Source organism: Roseateles sp. P5_E1, assembly GCF_054049335.1.
Window position 1 is genome coordinate 19055 of record NZ_JBFUMN010000022.1, and the last position, 16901, is coordinate 35955.

Annotated in this window: 20 protein-coding genes; all 20 read left to right on the forward strand. The window is 66.4% G+C overall.

What is annotated here, in order from left to right:
- Nucleotides 1-653: 653 nt before the first annotated feature.
- The 20 genes from ACXJKJ_RS17185 to ACXJKJ_RS17280 all read left to right on the forward strand — a co-directional run bounded on the left by ACXJKJ_RS17185 (nucleotide 654) and on the right by ACXJKJ_RS17280 (nucleotide 16898).
- Nucleotides 654-1301 carry a tetratricopeptide repeat protein gene (locus ACXJKJ_RS17185; protein WP_457391230.1) on the forward strand — a complete coding sequence of 216 codons (648 nt, stop codon included), beginning with the start codon at nucleotides 654-656 and terminating at the stop codon, nucleotides 1299-1301.
- Nucleotides 1302-1598: 297 nt separating this feature from the next.
- Nucleotides 1599-1865 (forward strand): flagellar biosynthesis protein FliQ, encoded by a 267-nt coding sequence (gene fliQ / locus ACXJKJ_RS17190; protein ID WP_457323196.1) that lies wholly within the window; start codon nucleotides 1599-1601, stop codon nucleotides 1863-1865.
- 5 nt (nucleotides 1866-1870) lie between these two features.
- Nucleotides 1871-2629 carry a flagellar biosynthetic protein FliR gene (locus ACXJKJ_RS17195; RefSeq protein ID WP_457391232.1) on the forward strand — a complete coding sequence of 253 codons (759 nt, stop codon included), beginning with the start codon at nucleotides 1871-1873 and terminating at the stop codon, nucleotides 2627-2629.
- Nucleotides 2630-2702: 73 nt separating this feature from the next.
- Entirely contained in the window at nucleotides 2703-3791 is a 1089-nt protein-coding gene (locus ACXJKJ_RS17200) for an EscU/YscU/HrcU family type III secretion system export apparatus switch protein (RefSeq protein WP_457391233.1), read from the forward strand.
- Nucleotides 3788-5830, forward strand: a complete 2043-nt coding sequence (locus ACXJKJ_RS17205; RefSeq protein ID WP_457391235.1) for a flagellar biosynthesis protein FlhA — start codon at nucleotides 3788-3790, stop codon at nucleotides 5828-5830. Before ACXJKJ_RS17200 ends, ACXJKJ_RS17205 begins: the two co-directional genes overlap by 4 nt.
- A gap of 5 nt (nucleotides 5831-5835) precedes the next feature.
- A complete protein-coding gene (locus ACXJKJ_RS17210) occupies nucleotides 5836-6534 on the forward strand; it encodes a flagellar hook-basal body complex protein (protein WP_457391237.1) in 699 nt (232 codons plus the stop codon).
- Nucleotides 6531-7292 (forward strand): flagellar hook-basal body protein, encoded by a 762-nt coding sequence (locus ACXJKJ_RS17215; protein WP_457391239.1) that lies wholly within the window; start codon nucleotides 6531-6533, stop codon nucleotides 7290-7292. Before ACXJKJ_RS17210 ends, ACXJKJ_RS17215 begins: the two co-directional genes overlap by 4 nt.
- Nucleotides 7289-7975 (forward strand): flagella basal body P-ring formation protein FlgA, encoded by a 687-nt coding sequence (locus tag ACXJKJ_RS17220; RefSeq protein WP_457323190.1) that lies wholly within the window; start codon nucleotides 7289-7291, stop codon nucleotides 7973-7975. Before ACXJKJ_RS17215 ends, ACXJKJ_RS17220 begins: the two co-directional genes overlap by 4 nt.
- Nucleotides 7972-8643 carry a flagellar basal body L-ring protein FlgH gene (locus ACXJKJ_RS17225; RefSeq protein ID WP_457391240.1) on the forward strand — a complete coding sequence of 224 codons (672 nt, stop codon included), beginning with the start codon at nucleotides 7972-7974 and terminating at the stop codon, nucleotides 8641-8643. The genes ACXJKJ_RS17220 and ACXJKJ_RS17225 overlap by 4 nt, the downstream gene beginning before the upstream one ends.
- A gap of 1 nt (nucleotide 8644) precedes the next feature.
- Nucleotides 8645-9751, forward strand: coding sequence for a flagellar basal body P-ring protein FlgI (locus ACXJKJ_RS17230; RefSeq protein WP_457391242.1), 1107 nt, complete (start codon nucleotides 8645-8647; stop codon nucleotides 9749-9751).
- Between the two features lie 15 nt (nucleotides 9752-9766).
- The gene (locus tag ACXJKJ_RS17235; protein WP_457391243.1) at nucleotides 9767-10126 is read left to right on the forward strand and encodes a flagellar basal body rod protein FlgB; all 360 of its coding nucleotides are present in this window, start codon (nucleotides 9767-9769) and stop codon (nucleotides 10124-10126) included.
- Nucleotides 10126-10557 (forward strand): flagellar basal body rod protein FlgC, encoded by a 432-nt coding sequence (locus tag ACXJKJ_RS17240; RefSeq protein ID WP_457323201.1) that lies wholly within the window; start codon nucleotides 10126-10128, stop codon nucleotides 10555-10557. The genes ACXJKJ_RS17235 and ACXJKJ_RS17240 overlap by 1 nt, the downstream gene beginning before the upstream one ends.
- Nucleotides 10554-10859 carry a flagellar hook-basal body complex protein FliE gene (gene fliE, locus ACXJKJ_RS17245; protein ID WP_457323202.1) on the forward strand — a complete coding sequence of 102 codons (306 nt, stop codon included), beginning with the start codon at nucleotides 10554-10556 and terminating at the stop codon, nucleotides 10857-10859. The genes ACXJKJ_RS17240 and fliE overlap by 4 nt, the downstream gene beginning before the upstream one ends.
- A gap of 4 nt (nucleotides 10860-10863) precedes the next feature.
- Nucleotides 10864-12312 (forward strand): flagellar basal-body MS-ring/collar protein FliF, encoded by a 1449-nt coding sequence (gene fliF, locus ACXJKJ_RS17250; protein WP_457391245.1) that lies wholly within the window; start codon nucleotides 10864-10866, stop codon nucleotides 12310-12312.
- Nucleotides 12309-12764, forward strand: a complete 456-nt coding sequence (locus ACXJKJ_RS17255; RefSeq protein ID WP_457391246.1) for a hypothetical protein — start codon at nucleotides 12309-12311, stop codon at nucleotides 12762-12764. Before fliF ends, ACXJKJ_RS17255 begins: the two co-directional genes overlap by 4 nt.
- Nucleotides 12765-12775: 11 nt before the next feature.
- Nucleotides 12776-13477 (forward strand): FliH/SctL family protein, encoded by a 702-nt coding sequence (locus ACXJKJ_RS17260; protein ID WP_457391248.1) that lies wholly within the window; start codon nucleotides 12776-12778, stop codon nucleotides 13475-13477.
- Between the two features lie 3 nt (nucleotides 13478-13480).
- Nucleotides 13481-14791: a FliI/YscN family ATPase gene (locus ACXJKJ_RS17265; protein ID WP_457391250.1), complete on the forward strand. Its 1311-nt coding sequence runs from the start codon at nucleotides 13481-13483 to the stop codon at nucleotides 14789-14791.
- Complete coding sequence (locus ACXJKJ_RS17270; RefSeq protein ID WP_457391251.1) at nucleotides 14788-15321, forward strand: hypothetical protein; 534 nt, start codon at nucleotides 14788-14790, stop codon at nucleotides 15319-15321. Before ACXJKJ_RS17265 ends, ACXJKJ_RS17270 begins: the two co-directional genes overlap by 4 nt.
- Before the next feature lies 1 nt (nucleotide 15322).
- Nucleotides 15323-16522: a hypothetical protein gene (locus ACXJKJ_RS17275; RefSeq protein WP_457391252.1), complete on the forward strand. Its 1200-nt coding sequence runs from the start codon at nucleotides 15323-15325 to the stop codon at nucleotides 16520-16522.
- Nucleotides 16512-16898, forward strand: coding sequence for a flagellar hook assembly protein FlgD (locus tag ACXJKJ_RS17280; protein ID WP_457323209.1), 387 nt, complete (start codon nucleotides 16512-16514; stop codon nucleotides 16896-16898). The genes ACXJKJ_RS17275 and ACXJKJ_RS17280 overlap by 11 nt, the downstream gene beginning before the upstream one ends.
- The last annotated feature ends 3 nt before the right edge of the window (nucleotides 16899-16901 follow it).

Sequence of the window (16901 nt, forward strand, 5' to 3'; positions counted from 1 at the left end):
AAGTACATCCAAGCGGCATGGCCTGAGGCGGTGGAGGAACTACCTACTCAAGAAGAGCTTCCCAGTCTGGTTGAGCGCGGCGTGGTGTTCCTCGGTCCAGCAGTTGGATTCCTGAGTCGGTAGCCGCTGCCGCAGGACAGCGGGCAGTACCCATGGTTAGGGGTCAAGTCTTAACTTTTAACCCCTCTTGCCTTTTCTGACAAAGCCCGCGCATGTCCCGCAAGCTGCGCATCGAGTTCCCTGGCGCGCCGTATCACCTCACGGCGCGAGGGGATCGGCGGGAAGACATCTTTGCCGACGAAACCGACCGCGATCGCTTCCACTCATTGCGGGGCGCGACGGCCCCGCACAGGTCTTGTGGCTACGTGCCCGTGGTCGCCACGCGCGACACGCTCCAACCCCATCTGGCTCACGCTGCGGGCGCTGCGAACTCCTTCAACTCCAGGGTGGGATCGACGCGGGCAGGCATTCAGGTCTCATGGTTGTTCCAACCCCAATTCGGCCTTGCCCGCGCCGTCCCTTCTGCGAGCGCTGCCCGGCGCTCCAACGCATGCTGACGCGGGCCACCCCTCATTCAGGGCGTCCGGCGAGGACGCTCGATCGCCGCACAATCTCGCGCCTAGCTTCTGCCTCAACCGCCCCCCCCGCTCTCCATGTCGGACGTTTTCCTCAACTTGACCCAAGCCGAACTCCTCGCCTTGGCCCTGGACGCCTCGCGCCGCAAAGACGCAGGGCACGCACTGGCTTATCTGAAGGAAGCCGCCAGTCGTGCCGACGTGTCGGCCCAGGCGCTGTTCATGCTGGGCAGCGAGTACGCCCAGATCGGCCTGGTGCAGGAGGCCAAGGCCAGCATGGCCAGGGCCGTGGAGCGAGGGGCGGACTTCCCGCTGGCGCGGTTCCAGCTCGGCATGCTGCATGTGACGACCCAGGAGCATGAGGCTGCCAAGGCGGTCTGGCAGCCGCTGGCCGAGTTGGGAGAGCGGCACCCGCAGGCCTATCTGGGGACGTTCGAGCGCGGCATGCGGCATCTCATCGCTGACGAGTTCGACGCGGCGATCCAGGTCCTGGGTGAAGGGGTCGCCAAAAACCAGGAGAACGCGCCGCTGAACGCGGAGATATGCCGCATCATCGATGCCATCGAACACCTGCCCGGCCGTGTGAACCCGCCCTTGGCAAGTGCAACACCGGCGTCCGCCGAAACGCCACCCGCGCCGGTTGCTGAAGTGCAAGGCCCAGAAGCGGACTCGGACCCGAGCCATCTCTTCATTTCGGCCTATACCCAGAGCGGCAAGCCACACTGACACCCGCTAAGGGCTGACAGCTTCGGCTGGAAATTCGAGTCGCTCAGAGCGTCGGCGGAGCTGCCGGCATCCACGCGCAACCCATCCTCGCAGGCGCTGCGTTCGCGTAACCGTTTACATGGTGTGAACCCGCGGCATACCCACCCCCTGCCTAGGTGCCCGCCCCCCTGAAGCACGGGGCCCTAACCGCTAAATCGAACGCGGATTCGCCGGAACAATCGCGCCTCGCAAGATCGGCAAAACAAAACCGCCGACGTACGAAAAACAAGCGGGGCACGCTTTGGGGAGGGTGGCGCTGTGACGCCAGATGTTTCGCTGCAGCTATTCGCGCAGCTGATGTGGAAGGCCGTGATGGTCTCCGCGCCGCTGCTGTTGACCGTCTTGATCGTGGGTTTGGGCGTGAGCATCTTCCAGGTGGTCACGCAGATCCAGGAGATGTCGCTCACCTTCATCCCCAAGCTGCTGGCCAGCGTGGCGGTGCTGGTGCTGGCGGGGCCGTGGATGCTGGGCCAGCTCGTGGCCTACAGCAGCGCTCTGATCCGCGCGATTCCCCGACTGGTGTGACTGCAATGCCCTCGATCGACCCCGCCTGGGCGGTGGCCGTGCTCCTGTTGTGGGCGCGGCTTGGCGCCCTGTTGACCCTGAGCCCGCTGGCTCAGGCCGTCAAGGCGCCGCCCATCTTCTGGGTGCTGTTCACGCTCGCGCTGTCTGGCAGCCTGTGTGCCGCGCTCGGCTTGCGCACGCCCGTGCCGGCGGGGTTGGGCGGGCTATTCCTGTTGTTGCTGAGTGAAGCCGCCTTGGGGGCACTCCTCGGCCTGTCTCTGCACGCGGCCTTTGCCGCGCTCGCCATGGCGGGGCGGCTGCTGGACCTGCAGATGGGCTTTGGCATGGCGACGGTACTCGACCCCGTGACGCGCGCCAACGTGCCCGTGATGGGCGTTGCGCTGACCCTGGTGGGCATGAGCGTGTTCTTCGGTGTCGACGGGCACCATGCGCTGCTGCGTGGCATCGCGCAGGTCGCGCAATGGGTGCCACCCGGCGCGCTTTGGCGCTTGCCCGATGCCTCGGCCCTGGCGCGCGCCATGGGTGCGATGTTCAGCATGACGGTCGTCCTGGTCGCGCCTGCGATGTTCATGCTGCTGCTGATCGAGCTGGTGCTGGACTTCGTTTCGCGGGTGCTGCCGCAGATGAATGTGCTGTTCATCGGCATGCCGGTGAAAGCTCTGGTGGGGCTGTCGACGCTGGCCATCGCCGCACCCGGCATGGCGCCTGCGCTCAGAAGGCTCTACGCCAGCGTGTTCGACTTCTGGCAGGTTGTGCAGCCATGAGCGCAGCGCCGGGCCGTCCCAAGCAAGCTCGCTCCCGCCTGGCGGGACAGGCCGCAGGCCGAAGGGTGCATCAATGAGCCGAGAGCAGGACCTCGACCGCAATGAGCAGGCGACGCCCCACAAGCTCGACGAGGCGCGCAAGCGCGGCCAGGTGGCGCGCAGCCAGGACGCAGCGAGCTTTGCGGTGCTGGTGACGGCGATGCTGGCCTGCTACGCCATGCTGGCGCCGGCCGTCAAAGGGCTGGCGAGTCTGCTGGCGCGCGGGTTGGCGTCGGCACCCAGTCTGATGGACGATCCCGCCGCTGCTTCGCAGTTGATCGGGAAAGAGCTGCACGAAGCCATGCTCGTGCTGGCGCCGTTGCTGTTCGCCGTGGTGGTTGTGGCACTGATGGCCGGGCTGCTTCAAAGCGGCGGGCTGGTGTTCTCGTCGTCGCCGATCACGCCGGACTTCACGCGGCTGAACCCGGCGCAGGGCTTCCAGAAGCTGTTCTCGATGCGCGTGATCTATGAGGCTTTCAAGAGCACGTTCAAGCTGGCAGCGCTGATGGGTACGGCCTATCTGGCGCTCCATGCATTGATGCCGGGCGCCTTGAAGCTGCTGGGGCTGCCGGGCAAGGCGCTGCTCTTTCGCGTGATGGAGTCCTCTGGCGGCCTGATGGCCAAGTTGTGCGCGGTGCTGCTCGTTTTCGTGCTGGTGGACCTGCTGTTCGTGCGTTGGGACTTCCTGCGCAACCTGCGCATGAGCAAGCGGGAGATCGAGGACGAGCACAAGAACCGCGAAGGTGACCCGCGCATCCGCAACCGCCAGCGCGAAATCCGCATGCAGTTCCTGAAGGCCGCCAGCTCGGTGCAGAAGGTGCCGCAGGCACAGGTGGTGGTCACCAACCCCACGCACGTGGCCGTGGCGCTCCGCTACGAGCATGGCGTGACGCCTGCGCCGCTGGTCGTGGCCAAGGGCGCGGGCATGTTGGCGCGGCAGATCCGCCGCGCCGCCAACAAGGCCGGCGTGCCCATCGTGCACAGCCCGCGCCTGGCCCGGGCCCTCTACAAGGAGGTGCCGCAGGATGCCTATGTGCCAGAACAGTGGTACCCGCCGGTGGCGCGCATCCTGGTGTGGCTGCGCAGCCTGCGTGAAGCCCGCAGCGGCATGAGGCCGGCATGAACAGCTTGCGCCAGGCGTTCGGCCGCCATTCCGACGTGTTGCTCGTCGTGCTGGTGCTGGGCGTGCTCACGATACTGTTCGCGCCCATCCCCGCGGGCCTGCTGGACTTCCTGATCCTGGCCAACGTCGGCTTCGCGCTGACGCTGCTGATGCTGACCTTCTACATGCATCGGCCGGTGGAGTTCTCGACCTTCCCGTCGCTGCTGCTGATCGCCACGCTGTTCCGGCTGTCTCTGAACGTCGCCGCCACGCGCCTGATCCTGACGGACGCTGGCGCCGGCCAGGTGATTGGGGCGGTGGGCTCCTATGTCGTCGCGGGCAACTTCGTCATTGGCCTGATCGTCTTCCTGATCCTGGTCGTCGTGCAGTACGTCGTCGTGACCAGTGGCGCGCAGCGTGTGTCGGAGGTGGCGGCGCGCTTCACGCTGGACAGCATGCCCGGCCAGCAGATGAGCATCGATGCCGACCTGAACATGGGCTTCATCGACCAGGCCGAAGCTCAAGCGCGCCGCAAGACGCTGGAGCGCCAGGCGGCGTTCTACGGTGCCATGGACGGTGCCAGCAAGTTCGTCAAGGGCGATGCCGTGGCCGGCATCATCATCCTGCTCATCAACATCGTCGGCGGCCTCGTCATCGGCGTGATGCAGCGCGGCATGGGCTGGAGCGAGGCGCTGCAGACCTTCACGCTGCTGACCGTGGGCGACGGCATCGTCACGCAGATTCCGGCGCTGGTCATTTCAGTCGGCACCGGCATCATCGTCACCCGCTCGGCCTCGGACAGCAACCTCAGCGGCGAGGTGCTCAAGCAGCTCACCAGCTTCCCAAAGGCGATCTGGCTGGTAGTGGGCGCGTTGATGGTGCTGTTGATGCTGCCGGGCATTCCCGCGCTGCCCGTGCTCACGGTGGCGGCTGTCCTTGCTCTGCTGGCCCTGATGGCCGGCCTGCGCGACCGCGACGCCAATGAGGCAGCAGCCGACACCTCGACAGAAGAACAGCCCAAGGGCGACGATCTGGTGCCGCGGGTCCATCCGGTCGAGGTGCGCATCGGCAGCGCGCTTTCCACGTTGGCCCAAGGCGAGGAATCGGCCTTCATGCAGCGCATCGCCGCGCTGCGCAAGCAGTTCGCCCAGGACTTCGGGCTGCTGCTGCCCGCTGTGCGCTTCATCAACGAAGCCCGCCTGGCGGCGAATGCCTACGAGCTTGCGATCTACGGCGTGGTCTATGGCCGCGGCGAGCTGCACGAGGACAAGCTGCTGGCCATCCATCCCAGCGGCGATACCAAGCACCTCAAGGGCATCGAGACGCGGGAGCCGACCTACGGGCTGCCGGCCGTGTGGATCGAAGAAAGTGAGCGCGAGAAGGCGCGCGCGGCGCGCTACACGCTGGTCGATACGCCCACGGTCTTCGTCACCCATCTGAGCGAGACGGTGCGCCAGCATTGCGCCAACCTGGTCACGCGTGCCGAGACGGACCGCCTGCTCAATCGCGTCCGCGAGGCGCAGCCGGGGCTGGTTGAAGAACTGGTGCCCACGGTGCTGGGCGTCGTCGATGTGCAGAAGGTCTTCCAAGCCCTGCTGCGCGAAAAGGTCAGCCTGGTGCAGGTCGAGGGCATCATCGAGACGCTGGCCGACGCGGGCCGGGGCACCAAGGATGCGGCACTGCTCACTGAAGCGGTACGACAGCGGCTCGGGGCGTCGATCTGCCAGCAGCTCATGGGCGAGGCCCAGGCCCTGCACGTGCTGACGCTCGACCCGACCGTGGAGCAACGCCTGCGCCAGGGCACGCAGGACGCCACGCCGACCGATCCCCGTTTTGTCGAGCAGTTGCTGGCGCGGGCCATCGTGCTGGCCGAGCAGATGGTGCGCAGCAACTTGCTGCCCGTGCTGCTCTGCGCACCTGACCTGCGGCGCCATCTGCGCAGCCTCACGGAGCGTGCGCTGCCGCACATGCGCATCCTGGCCGTCACCGAGGTGCCCAACCTGATCTCGCTCAAGGCCTTTGGCAGCCTCAACCTGCCAACCAACGAAAGCTCTACATGAACGCCATGGAAATTGCTGCCATCGGCTTGCAGCACGACCTGGATCGGCTCAAGCTGACCAGCCACAACGTCGCCAACCTCTCCACGCCAGGCTACAAGCGCCAGGTCGCGGTACAGATGCCGTTCGCCGACCTGATGAGCGCAACGAGCGAACTGCAAGTGCAGACAGACGCCCGCACAGGCAAGCTCAATGCGACCGGCCAGGCGCTGGATGTTGCCCTGCCAGACGGGCGCTATCTGCTGCTCGAGGCCGATGACGGCAGCCAGGCATTGAGCCGCCAAGGCACGCTTCAGATCGACGCGCAAGGGCTGCTGCGCACGCTGGCAGGCCACAAGGTCATGGGCACCCGCGGAGCGATCAGTCTGCGCGCGGACCAACGCGCCGGCTTGGAGATCGATGCCCAGGGCCAGCTCAAGCAGCAGGGCCAGGTGCTCGACGCGCTGCGACTCATCGGCACCAAGGCCAATGTGGCCCTGCGTCCCTTGGGTGACGGGCTCTATGCCGCGGACAACAGCCAATGGGAAGCCGAGTCTGCAGCGATTGGCGTGCGCAGCGGGCACCTGGAGCAATCCAACGTTGTCCCCAGCCAGGAGATGGTGACCTTGATGAGCACCACCCGCCACGCCGAAACCATGGTGCGCCTGTTCCAGGCCGCCGACGACATGCAGGCGACCGCGATCCGTCGCTTCGGGGAGAACACATGAACGACGCCCTCTACATCGCCGCGACGGGGATGAAGGCCCAGACGGCCCAGCTCGACACGATTGCAAACAACGTCGCGAATGCCAGCACACCGGGCTTCAAGCGCAGCAACCTGCGCTTTGGCGACCTGGTCAGCGCCGGCCTCGATGGCCAGCAGTCGGCCGAGGTTTCGACGGTGTCGGCCGGCGTCAAGATCGGCGCCGTGCAGCGCTCCTTCGTGGCGGGCGAGCTGCGCCGCGTCGACGACACGATGTCCGTCGCCGTCCAGGGTGACGGCTTCCTTGAGGTGCAACTGCCCGACGGCAGCCCGGCGTTCACGCGCAGTGCCCGGCTTGAGATCAACGCCGACCGGTTGCTGGCGGCGTCTGACGGCTTTGTGCTGCGCCAGCACATCCATGTGCCCACCGACGTTCGCAGCCTCAGCATTGGCGAAGACGGCCAGGTCACGGGGCGTGATGACGCCGGCCGCATCACGACCTTGGGGCGCATCGAGCTGACCGTGTTCGCCAGCCCCTCCGCGCTGACGCCGACCGGCGAGGGCCTGTGGCGAGCCAGTGCGGGTTCAGGCGAGGCCACGTTGGCACCTCCCGGCGAAGCCGGAGCAGGGCGCGTGAAGCAGGGCTATCAGGAGGCATCCAACGTCCAGCTGGTGGAAGAGATGGTGCAGCTGATGGTGGCCCAACGCGCCTACGAAATGAACGTCAAGGTCATGCAGGCGGCCGATGAGATCGCCGGCATGACCAACAACCTGCGCAAATGAACCGCGCCGTCGTCCTTGCGATCTGCGGCATGACCCTTGCCGCTTGCGCTCAGGCCAATCCCTTGTGCGATGTGGCCGAGGCAGGCCTGCAGCGGTTTGCCCAAGCCCGCGGCCTGGCTGCCGACATGCGCTGCCGCGCCTCGGTGGGCCAACCCTTGCCGGCCGACGCTTCGTTGAGCGCCATGGACTGGCCCAAGGGGCAGGTGCCGCGCAGCGGGGCCTTGACCTGGCCCGTGCGTGTGCAGGTCGGCCAGGGGCGTTCCTATGTCCAGCAGGTGCCGTTGTCCGTGGCCTGGACGGCGCCGGCCTGGGTCGGTGTGCGCAATCTGGAGCCGGGAGCCGAACTTCAGCCGGGCGATCTGGAGTTGCAGTCGCGGCGCTGGCCCGAGGGAATGGCCGTGCAGGCCGCGGATGCGCAGGCCCAACCGCAGGGGCGACTGCGCAGCGCCGTGCGAGCCGGGGACATCCTGACCGCTGCCGCTCTGCTGCCTGCCGGCGCGCTGGTGCGGGGCGACCGCGTCACCGCCGTTCTGGCGCAGGGTGCGATGGAGATTCGTATGCCCGCGCAGCTGTTGGCACCAAGTCGCGTTGGTGAAGTTGCGAGAGCGCAGGCAACCGGCCGCACCACGCCGCTTGAAGGGCGGCTGGTCGATGCGAAAACCTTGATGGTGGTGAGCGAATGAAGATCCTTTTCGCCACCTTGGCCTTGTTCTGCGCCGGGGCATGTGCCGACCAGTTCGATGCCCCGGCGCCCCAGGCTGAGAGCGTGGCCGCGCCGCCAGCAGCGGCATCGGCCAGCCCGGTCGCGCCAGCGGGGCCGGCGCCACGCCCGCGAGCACGGGGCAGCCTGTATTCCGACGCGCAGTTCCAGTCGCTCACCGCCGACCGGCGTCGCTTCGAGGTCGGCGAAGTGCTGACGATCATGGTTTACGAAAGCACGTCGGCCACGACGTCGGCCGATACCGGCACGAACCGCGATTCCAGCGTGGGCCTCGGTATCAGCCTGCCCAGCTGGAACAAGAGCGCGGGTGCCACGGCCAGCAACGACTTCAACGGCACCGGCCGCACGCAGCGTGCCGGCCGTGTGCTGGCGCAGATCACGGTGCTGGTTCGGGAGGTTTTGCCCAACGGCGACCTGCGTGTGGGGGGCGAGCAGCTGCTCGAGATCAATGGTGAGAAGCAGACGATCCGCGCCGAGGGGCGCGTGCGCCCGCGTGATGTCAGCGAGCAGAACGTCGTGCTGTCGAGCCGGCTGGCCGACGCCAGGCTGGCTTTCGTGGGTGACGGCGTGCTCGGCGATATGCAGCGCCCCCGCTGGTGGCAGAAGCTGCTGAGCCTTTTCGGGATTTGACATGCGTGCGGCGATATTCCTCTGCCTTGCTCTGGCCACCGTGCTGCCCGCCCAGGCACAGTCTGTGCGGCTCAAGGACCTTGCTCGCGTCGGTGCCCAGCGCGAGAACGCCCTGGTGGGCTATGGCGTGGTGACCGGCCTGTCCGGGTCCGGCGACAGCTCGCGCAGCAAGGCGACGCGCGTCACGCTGTCCAACCTTTTGAATCGGTTCGATCTCAACATTGCGTCGGATGACATCGCCAGCCGCAACGTCGCGGTCGTGATGGTCACCGCGAGCCTGCCGGCCTATGCCCGCCCGGGGGACCACGTCGACGTCTCGGTGAGCTCCGTGGGCGACGCACGCAGCCTCGAGGGCGGCACCTTGCTGATGGCTCCGCTCAAGGGCGCGGACGGCCGTGTCTATGTGCTGGCCCAGGGAGCGATGACGGTGGGCGGCTTCCGGCACGACGCGCAGGGCAACCAGGTGCAGAAGAACCACCCGACGGCCGGGCTCATCAGCGGCGGCGGCACGGTCGAAGTGGCATTGCAGGAGGAGCCGGAAGCTCAGCCCGTGCTTTCGCTGGTGCTGAACCAGGCCGACTTCGGCACCGCCGGCCGCATGGCGGACCGCATCAACGAGAGCTTTGGTGCCGAGCTGGCTGAGGTGCGCGATGCCGGCGCCGTCGAAGTGCAGGTCCCGCGCGGCTATCGCGCCAAGGTGCCTGCCTTCGTGCGGCAGATCGAAGCGCTGGCCGTCGAGCCGGACCATCACGCGCGTGTCGTCATCAACGAGCGCACCGGCACCCTCGTCGCCGGTGGCGATGTGCGCATTTCGCCGGTGGCCGTCGTCGTGGGCGAGACCAAGGTGACCGTCACCGCCGAAACCGCGGTGTCCCAGCCCATGCTTTTGCGTGCGCCCGGCGCGGGCGTCAGGACCGAGGTCTATACGAACAGCCAGCTGCGGGTGCAGGAACCGGTGGCACCCAAGTTCGTACCGGCCGGGCCGACACGGGTGTCCGATTTGGTTCAGTTGCTGGCCAAAGGCAAGACGGCGCCGCGCGACATGATTTCCATTCTTCAGGCGATCAAGGCGGCGGGTGCCCTGCATGCCGAGTTGATCGTTCAGTAAACCCAGGGAGCACTCTTGAACTTCATTGACCCTGCCACCTTGCAACTGGTGAGCCGTGCCCTGGATGCCGGCGCGATGAGGCACCAGGCCATTGCGCAGAACATCGCGAACGCCAACGTCACTGGCGCCAAGGCCCTGCGTGTGCAGTTCGAAGAGCTGCTCGGCGACGTCCAGACCGAACTGGCGGCGGGCCGCGGCTTCAAGGCCGAGAACGTTCCGGCGCCACAGGTTGTGGCCACGACTGACAGCGCTATCGCGCTCGATGCCGAGATGGCTGCGCTGTCAAGCAACAGCTTGCAGTACCAGGCGCTCCTGAAGGCCATGGGCCGGCAGCTGAGCATCCTTTCCGTGGCCGTGCAGGAAGGTCGTCGCTGATGGACTACCGCGCCGTATTTCAGATTGCCGCCGCCGGCATGGACTTCGAGAAGCGCCGCGTCGATGTCGCCGCGCTCAATCTCGCGAACATGCACAGCAGTGCGCCCGCCGGTCAGGCGCCCTATGCGGTTCAAAAGGTTGTCGCCCAACCCCTGCAGGTGAACTTCAATCGCGCGCTGGGGCTTGCCGAGCCTGCGGTGCTGCCACGCGAAGTCAAGCTTGTTGCGGCGGATCTGGCTGCTCGCCTGGTGCATGACCCAGGGCATCCCCATGCCAATGCACAGGGGTTCGTGGCCTACGCCCCGGTCGATCAGGCCACCGAAATGGTCAGCGTGAGCACGGCGCTGCGGGCCTACGAAGCGAACGTGGCGGTGGCGAGTACCGCCAGGGCCATGGCCGCCAAGGCGCTGGATCTGGGAGGCCAGGGATGAGCTTTCAAGCAATCGAGGCCCTTGAGGCCATTCAGCCCCAGGCGCTGCAGACGCCGCAAGTTGGCGTCACGGGTGCTGCGGCACCGGGCTTTGCAAACTGGGTGGAGCGGGAGCTTGGCAGCCTGAACACGCAACTGGTCAGCGCTGAGCAAGGCATCAACAAGCTGGCGTCGGGTACGGCCGAAAACCTGCACGACGTGATGTTGCAACTGGAGCAGGCCCGGTTGGCGCTTCAAGTTGCCAGTCAGGTGCGGTCCCGAGTGTTGGAGGCGTATCAAGAAGTGATGCGCATGCAGGTGTAATTTGATGGCAACGCAATCTCGAACCGCGATGTTGGGCGGTTTCTTCGCTGGATGGTCGGCCCGCAAGAAGCTGGGCTTTGGCCTGGGCTTGGCAGCCATCCTTGCAATCGTCCTGGCTTTTGCATGGTGGGCCCAGCGCGCACCCAAGGCGGTCTTGTTCTCCGACCTGGCCGAGCGTGACGCGGCGGTGCTGACCGCCGAGCTGGACAAACTCAAGCAACCCTACAGCCTGAGCGAGGATGGCCGCGCCATCCTCGTCGCGGCGGACAGCGTGCACCGCACGCGGCTGGCGGTGATGGGCAAGCAGCTGCCGTTGCATGGCGCCGTGGGGTTCGAGCTCTTCAACAACGCTGATTTCGGCGTCAGCGACTTTGTGCAGAAGGTCAACTACCAGCGCGCGCTGCAGGGTGAGTTGACGAGAACCATCCTCGCCATCGACCAGGTCCAGGACGCCCGGATTCACCTGGCGCTGCCTGATCAGACCCTGTTTCGCAAGGACGGCCCCAAGGCCAAGGCGTCGGTCAGCGTGTCTCTCAAGGGCGGCCAGGCCCTGCGTGCCGATCAGGTCGTGGGCATCCAACGCCTGATTGCGGCGTCTGTGCCTGAAATCAAGCCTGATGACGTCACGGTGCTGGACCAGCACGGTGTCGTGTTGTCGAAGGCCGGTGGTGAGGACACGACCCAGGCAGCCGGCCAGCTCGATGCGCGCCAGGGCCTGGAAGCGCATCTCTCGCGCAAGGCGGCGCGCCTGCTCGACCAGATGTTCCAGCCTGGCGAAGCGATGGTCGCGGTGGACGTGGTGCTCAATCACGAACAGTCGCGCGTGACGACGGAAGAAGTCTTGGGCGCGCCGCAAGGCGAGCGCGGAGGTCATCTCGCGGGTGTCATCACGCGTGAACGCACCGTGGTCAAGGAGCCTGCTGGCGACGCGAACGCGAATGGCGGCGCTTCCACGCAGGTGCAGACCCAGGAGACCGACTACCAGCCTGGCAAGCGCGTGGCGCAGACGGTGTCGCAGGGCGGCCAGATCTCGCATCTCAACGTGGCGGTCGTGGTCAGGCGCAATCTGGGAGAAGCTGAGATTGCGCGCGTGCGCCAACTTGTCGCGACGGCCGTGGGCCTCCAACCTTCGCGTGGCGACGTGGTGGCGGTGCATTCGATGGCCGAACTGGGAGCGGCCGCATCTGTGCCGGTTGCGGCGGCCAGCCAGGTAGCTGTCACCACGCCCCAACCGCTCACTCCGCGCGCGCGTTCCAGCGAGCCTGTCGCCGAGCGGGCAGCGGCGCCAGTGGCGGCGGTTCTCACCGTCATGCTGGCCCTGACGCTGGTTGTCGTCGGCGTGCTGTGGTGGACCCGGCGTACGCCGAAGGCTGCTGTCGGGCCCTCGCTCAGCGAGCGTGAGCGCGAGGCCATGCTGGCCAAGCTGAAGCAATGGCTGGAACCGCAGGCATGAACCTGGATTCGGACACTCCTGCAGGCTTGCGCCGCGCCGCGCTGGCCCTGCATGCGCTTGGCCAAGCGGATCGCGAATGGCTGCTGAATCAGCTGCCGGTGCAGTCTCGGCAGACGCTGGGCGAGCTTCTGGCCGAGTTGAGCGAGCTGGGCATACCGCCCGATGACGAGGTGATCCGGGTTGCGCTGAGCGAGGCTGCGCCGGACCATCCGATGTCGACGGGCGAGGCGCGAGCCCTTTGCTTGGTACTTGCAGACGAGGCCCCCGCGGTGCAGAGCCTGCTCCTCGCCGCACTGCCCGTGCCGCAACGGGACGCCGTCCTGCAGCATTGGCCTCACGAACTCCTGGCTCGCCCCAGTGCTGTCGCCGGGCCTGGCTGGACGCCCGCACTCCATGAGGCTGTGATGCAAAGCTGGCGTGAGCTGGCGCAGCTGCCGGAGGCCGCGTCGTGAAGGCCGTATCAGTGCTGAAGGCCGGCCACGCAATGGATGCCCTTGCGTCACGCGTCATCTTGCGCGGCGAGACGACGCAACCCGTCGAGCAGCCCACCGAGCCAGGCGTCTGGATCAGCCAGTCCGAGCTGGAGCTGCTGAAGACGCGTTGCATGGAGCAAGGCCGCAAGGAAGGCGAAGAGCAGGGCCGCCGGGCGGCTCAGCAGGCCGCGCAGCAACAGGCGGAGCGCGAGGCCAAGGCGCGGTTCGACCTGGAGCTCAAGGAGCGCCAGGATCGGCATGTCCGGGAGCAGGCAGAGAAATGGCGTGGTTTGGCGACTGCCTTGGCCAGCGAGGCGCAGACGCTGCGTGAGCGGCTGGCGGCGGAGGTCACCGAGTGGACCTTCATCGCCGTCGCACGCCTGCTGGGCCAACAGGCGCCGGAGGACGTTGCCGCCGTCGTGCGGCAGGTTCTTGACGAGGCGCAGGTGGACGGCACGCTGACCGTCTTGCTGCACGCGCGGGATCTGGCGGGCCTCCAGGCCTGCCGGGCGACCGACGCGGAGAACTGGCCACAGGGGTTGACCTTTGCGCCCTCCGACCGCGTGAGCCTGGGAGGCTGCCTGATTCAATCCGACCTCCAGACTCTGGATGCACGCCTCGAGGTGCAGCTCGCCCTGCTGCGCGAGACCCTGGACACTGCCCGGCGCGAGCGCGCCGCGATCAAGGGCTGAGCTGTGTCGACCTGGCCTCAAGCGCTCGCACGCCTGCCGCTGTACAGGCGCGTGGGACGGGTCACGCGCGTGACGGACCTCGGCGTCGAATCCTCGGGTCCGGCGGTGGCCCTTGGCGATATTTGCGAGCTGCGCACGCCTGAGGGCGACCGCATCGAGGCCGAGGTTGTCGCCATCCACGACCAACGTGTGACGCTGATGCCGTATGGGCACTGCAAGGGTTTGATCGTCGGAACCGAAGTGCTTGCTTTGGACGCTCAGCCCAGCGTGCATGTCGGCCCAGGCTTGCTGGGCCGAGTGGTCGACGCTTTTGCTCGCCCGCTGGAAATAGTTCCGGTGGGGCCAACGCTGGAGATGCCGCTACATCCGCCTCCCCTCAACCCGCTTGCCCGCGCCCCTATCAGCGAATCGCTGGAGACGGGCATCCGTGCCATCGACGCCATGCTGCCGCTGGGCAAGGGCCAGCGTATGGGCATCTTCGCGGGCAGCGGCGTTGGCAAGAGCTCCCTGCTGGGCATGCTGGCGCGCAACCTGACGGCGGATGTCGCCGTGATCGCTTTGATCGGCGAGCGTGGCCGCGAAGTGCAGGAATTCATCGAGAAGCGGCTCAGCCCCGAGGCGCTGGCGCGTACGGTGATCGTTGTCGCGACTGCCGAGCAACCCGCGGTCGTGCGTGCTCGCGCCGCGCATACCGCGACCAGCATTGCCGAGTACTTCCGGGCCGAGGGACGGCATGTGTTGTTGATGATGGATTCGATCACCCGCTTCGCCATGGCCAGGCGCGAGATCGACCTCGCGGCAGGTCAGCCCCCTACCGCACGCGGCTACACGCCGTCGGTGTTCTCCGCAATTCCCTCTCTGTGCGAGCGCTGCGGCGGCCTGCAGGGCATGGGATCGATCACCGCGCTGTACACCGTGCTGGTGGAAGGCGACGACATGAATGAGCCCGTCGCGGATGCGCTGCGGGCCACGCTGGACGGGCACATCGTTCTGAGCCGCGAACTGGCCAGTGGTGGCCACTACCCGGCCATCGACGTCCTGAGCAGCGTCAGCCGCCTCGACGCGGATCTGCTGGACGCTGGTGATCACGAACTGGCTCAGCAGCTTCGCTCGCTGCTCGCGGTCCACAAGCGTCAGCATGAAATGGTGGACATGGGCCTGTACAAGGCCGGCARCAATCCATCGTTGGATCACGCGCTTCAGAACTGGGACCGCATCAACGGTTTCCTGCGACAGGCGACGGCAGCCCGCTCCACCCTTCAAGAAACGCGCACGGCATTGGCTCATGCGCTCGCCAGGCAGGCCGCCTCATGAAGTCGCGCAAGACTTGGCTTCATACCGCGGTCCGGGCTCACCAGGCCAAGACCCTGGATCACCTCCAGCGCACCCGGCATGCATGGGACGAGCTGTTCGAGGCTGAGCAACTCAGGGACAGCGCGATGGGGGACCTCAAGTCGTTGCGCCAGGACTGGGCGAATCGGCGCCATGCTGCCGCCTCGAGCCGGGAAATCGATGCGGTGTACTTGCGCTTCCACGGCTTCCTGAGCGACGAGGCCGTGAAAGCCGAGCACGCTCAGCAGGCGTGTCGCGAGCAGGTGGATGCAGCGGTGGCTGAACTGAAACAAAGCCACGCCGTCCAGCGCACATTGGAAAAGATCGCCAGACAGTCGGCAGAGCAGTTGCGGCGCAGCGCGAGGGCCACCGAGCTTCAGAGCAATGCGGAAGCATGGCTGCTGGGACGGATTGCTGGCGGCGCCGCTCACGCTGAACGGAACGGGGCGGCTGGAGAGTCCTTCGACGTTGTCGACGGTAAAAAACGGAAAGCTTCTTTGTCGGAAGGTTGAAATGACTCAGATACATGGCAATGCCCCGCCGAAAGATCGGCTCGACGACAGCGCGGTCATGCAAAGGCGGCTGCTGCAGGACCTCGAACGCCAATGGTTGGACACCTGGGGACAGGCGCAGCAGCTTCAGCCCCAAGCCGGGTTCCAGATGGAGGCCTCGAACGCAGAGGCGGATTCCAGTGCCACCAGCTCCAGCGCCGCCGCTAGCGTCTCTGGCTTGGCTTCTCGCCCTGCTTCGCGTCAGGCCGGCACCCACGTTGAAGCAAAGGCCGGCACTCACGTTGAAGCGAAGGGCGGCGGCGCCCATGCAGATTACGCAGCCCCCGCCAGGATGGCGAAAGATGCAGCACGCATTTCGCAGGGCGCCGATGCCCGAACCGATGATCCCGGTTTCGCAGATGGTCCCCCGTCACGACCCGTCGCGATGGAATCACCGAGATCGGTCCACGCTCTTGGACGGCCTGGCGTCTTTGACGGCTCGCGCAGCACCGCGCTTGAGACCGCAGCAGCCATCACCGGTGCGCTGTCTGGCGCGCCGGGCCAGGGTGCCCGCACGGGGGATGGGAAGGTGGCAGACGCCAAGATCGCGGCGCCGACGGCGATCGATTCCATGCCATCGCTCGTGCAGTTTGACGCGGGCGTTGGCTCCGACATGAGCGCCTTGGAGATCAACGTCATGGCCGGCGCGGCCATCATGTCTCCCGGTCGCAACTGGGGTACGCAAACCCTGGCCGGCAGCGCTACCGCGGAAGAAGCCCCGGCATTGGCGACGGGTATGTCAACCGACGCTCGGTCGGCGCCTCTTGCTTTGCTCAGCAAAGGCCCGTCGGCCTTGCCATCTCCCATCGACGAAGGTGATGCGCAAGCTTTGGCCCGGGCGCGGCCTCGCTTTTCGGCCACCAATCCGGAGAGCGAGCCCGCGTCGCAGCACTTGATGCTGCGCGAATTGAACGAGCAGGAAGTCCTGGCGTCCATGAGGGACGCGCAGCTGGGTTCCCTTGAATCGCAGGTGGCGGCGCAGGAACTCGCAAGGGCGCTGATGCAGGCCGGTTATGCGCGTGTGCAGGTTGTTGTCAACGGACACCAACGCAGGCATGGCGACGCTGCAGTGGAAGACGGCATGGCAAGCGATGGCAGCTCGTCCGCTGAGCCGGCCCCACAACAGACTTCCAACATTCAAACCACTCCCCATGGCAACTAGTACCGCCGCTGCAAACGCAGTCACTCAGATCGGCATCCAGGACTTTCTAAAGATCCTTGTCGCCCAGCTGGGCAACCAGGATCCGCTCAAGCCCATGGATAACCAGGAGTTCGTGACCCAGTTGGCGCAATTCACATCGCTGCAGCAAACGCAGGAGATGAACGACAAGCTTGGCTCGTTGCTGACAGCACAGGCATCGATGCAGTCGGTGGGCCTGCTTGGAAAAACCGTGGATGTGACGACGGAAACCGGCGCCACATCCGGAACCGTCACCGCGCTGTCGTTCACCTCAGGAGCGCCGCGCCTCACCGTTAAAACCAGCAGCGGTGGCCTTGTCGCCGACATCAACCTGGCCAGCGTCACGGCCGTCCGTTAGACG

What these genes read in the sequence shown, in the direction of transcription:
- ACXJKJ_RS17185 (WP_457391230.1), top strand. Translation starts at nt 654, where the DNA reads ATGTCGGACGTTTTCCTCAACTTGACCCAAGCCGAACTCCTCGCCTTG.
- ACXJKJ_RS17195 (WP_457391232.1), top strand. Translation starts at nt 1,871, where the DNA reads ATGCCCTCGATCGACCCCGCCTGGGCGGTGGCCGTGCTCCTGTTGTGG.
- ACXJKJ_RS17200 (WP_457391233.1), top strand. Translation starts at nt 2,703, where the DNA reads ATGAGCCGAGAGCAGGACCTCGACCGCAATGAGCAGGCGACGCCCCAC.
- ACXJKJ_RS17205 (WP_457391235.1), top strand. Translation starts at nt 3,788, where the DNA reads ATGAACAGCTTGCGCCAGGCGTTCGGCCGCCATTCCGACGTGTTGCTC.
- ACXJKJ_RS17210 (WP_457391237.1), top strand. Translation starts at nt 5,836, where the DNA reads ATGGAAATTGCTGCCATCGGCTTGCAGCACGACCTGGATCGGCTCAAG.
- ACXJKJ_RS17215 (WP_457391239.1), top strand. Translation starts at nt 6,531, where the DNA reads ATGAACGACGCCCTCTACATCGCCGCGACGGGGATGAAGGCCCAGACG.
- ACXJKJ_RS17220 (WP_457323190.1), top strand. Translation starts at nt 7,289, where the DNA reads ATGAACCGCGCCGTCGTCCTTGCGATCTGCGGCATGACCCTTGCCGCT.
- ACXJKJ_RS17225 (WP_457391240.1), top strand. Translation starts at nt 7,972, where the DNA reads ATGAAGATCCTTTTCGCCACCTTGGCCTTGTTCTGCGCCGGGGCATGT.
- ACXJKJ_RS17230 (WP_457391242.1), top strand. Translation starts at nt 8,645, where the DNA reads ATGCGTGCGGCGATATTCCTCTGCCTTGCTCTGGCCACCGTGCTGCCC.
- ACXJKJ_RS17240 (WP_457323201.1), top strand. Translation starts at nt 10,126, where the DNA reads ATGGACTACCGCGCCGTATTTCAGATTGCCGCCGCCGGCATGGACTTC.
- fliE (WP_457323202.1), top strand. Translation starts at nt 10,554, where the DNA reads ATGAGCTTTCAAGCAATCGAGGCCCTTGAGGCCATTCAGCCCCAGGCG.
- fliF (WP_457391245.1), top strand. Translation starts at nt 10,864, where the DNA reads ATGGCAACGCAATCTCGAACCGCGATGTTGGGCGGTTTCTTCGCTGGA.
- ACXJKJ_RS17255 (WP_457391246.1), top strand. Translation starts at nt 12,309, where the DNA reads ATGAACCTGGATTCGGACACTCCTGCAGGCTTGCGCCGCGCCGCGCTG.
- ACXJKJ_RS17270 (WP_457391251.1), top strand. Translation starts at nt 14,788, where the DNA reads ATGAAGTCGCGCAAGACTTGGCTTCATACCGCGGTCCGGGCTCACCAG.
- ACXJKJ_RS17275 (WP_457391252.1), top strand. Translation starts at nt 15,323, where the DNA reads ATGACTCAGATACATGGCAATGCCCCGCCGAAAGATCGGCTCGACGAC.
- ACXJKJ_RS17280 (WP_457323209.1), top strand. Translation starts at nt 16,512, where the DNA reads ATGGCAACTAGTACCGCCGCTGCAAACGCAGTCACTCAGATCGGCATC.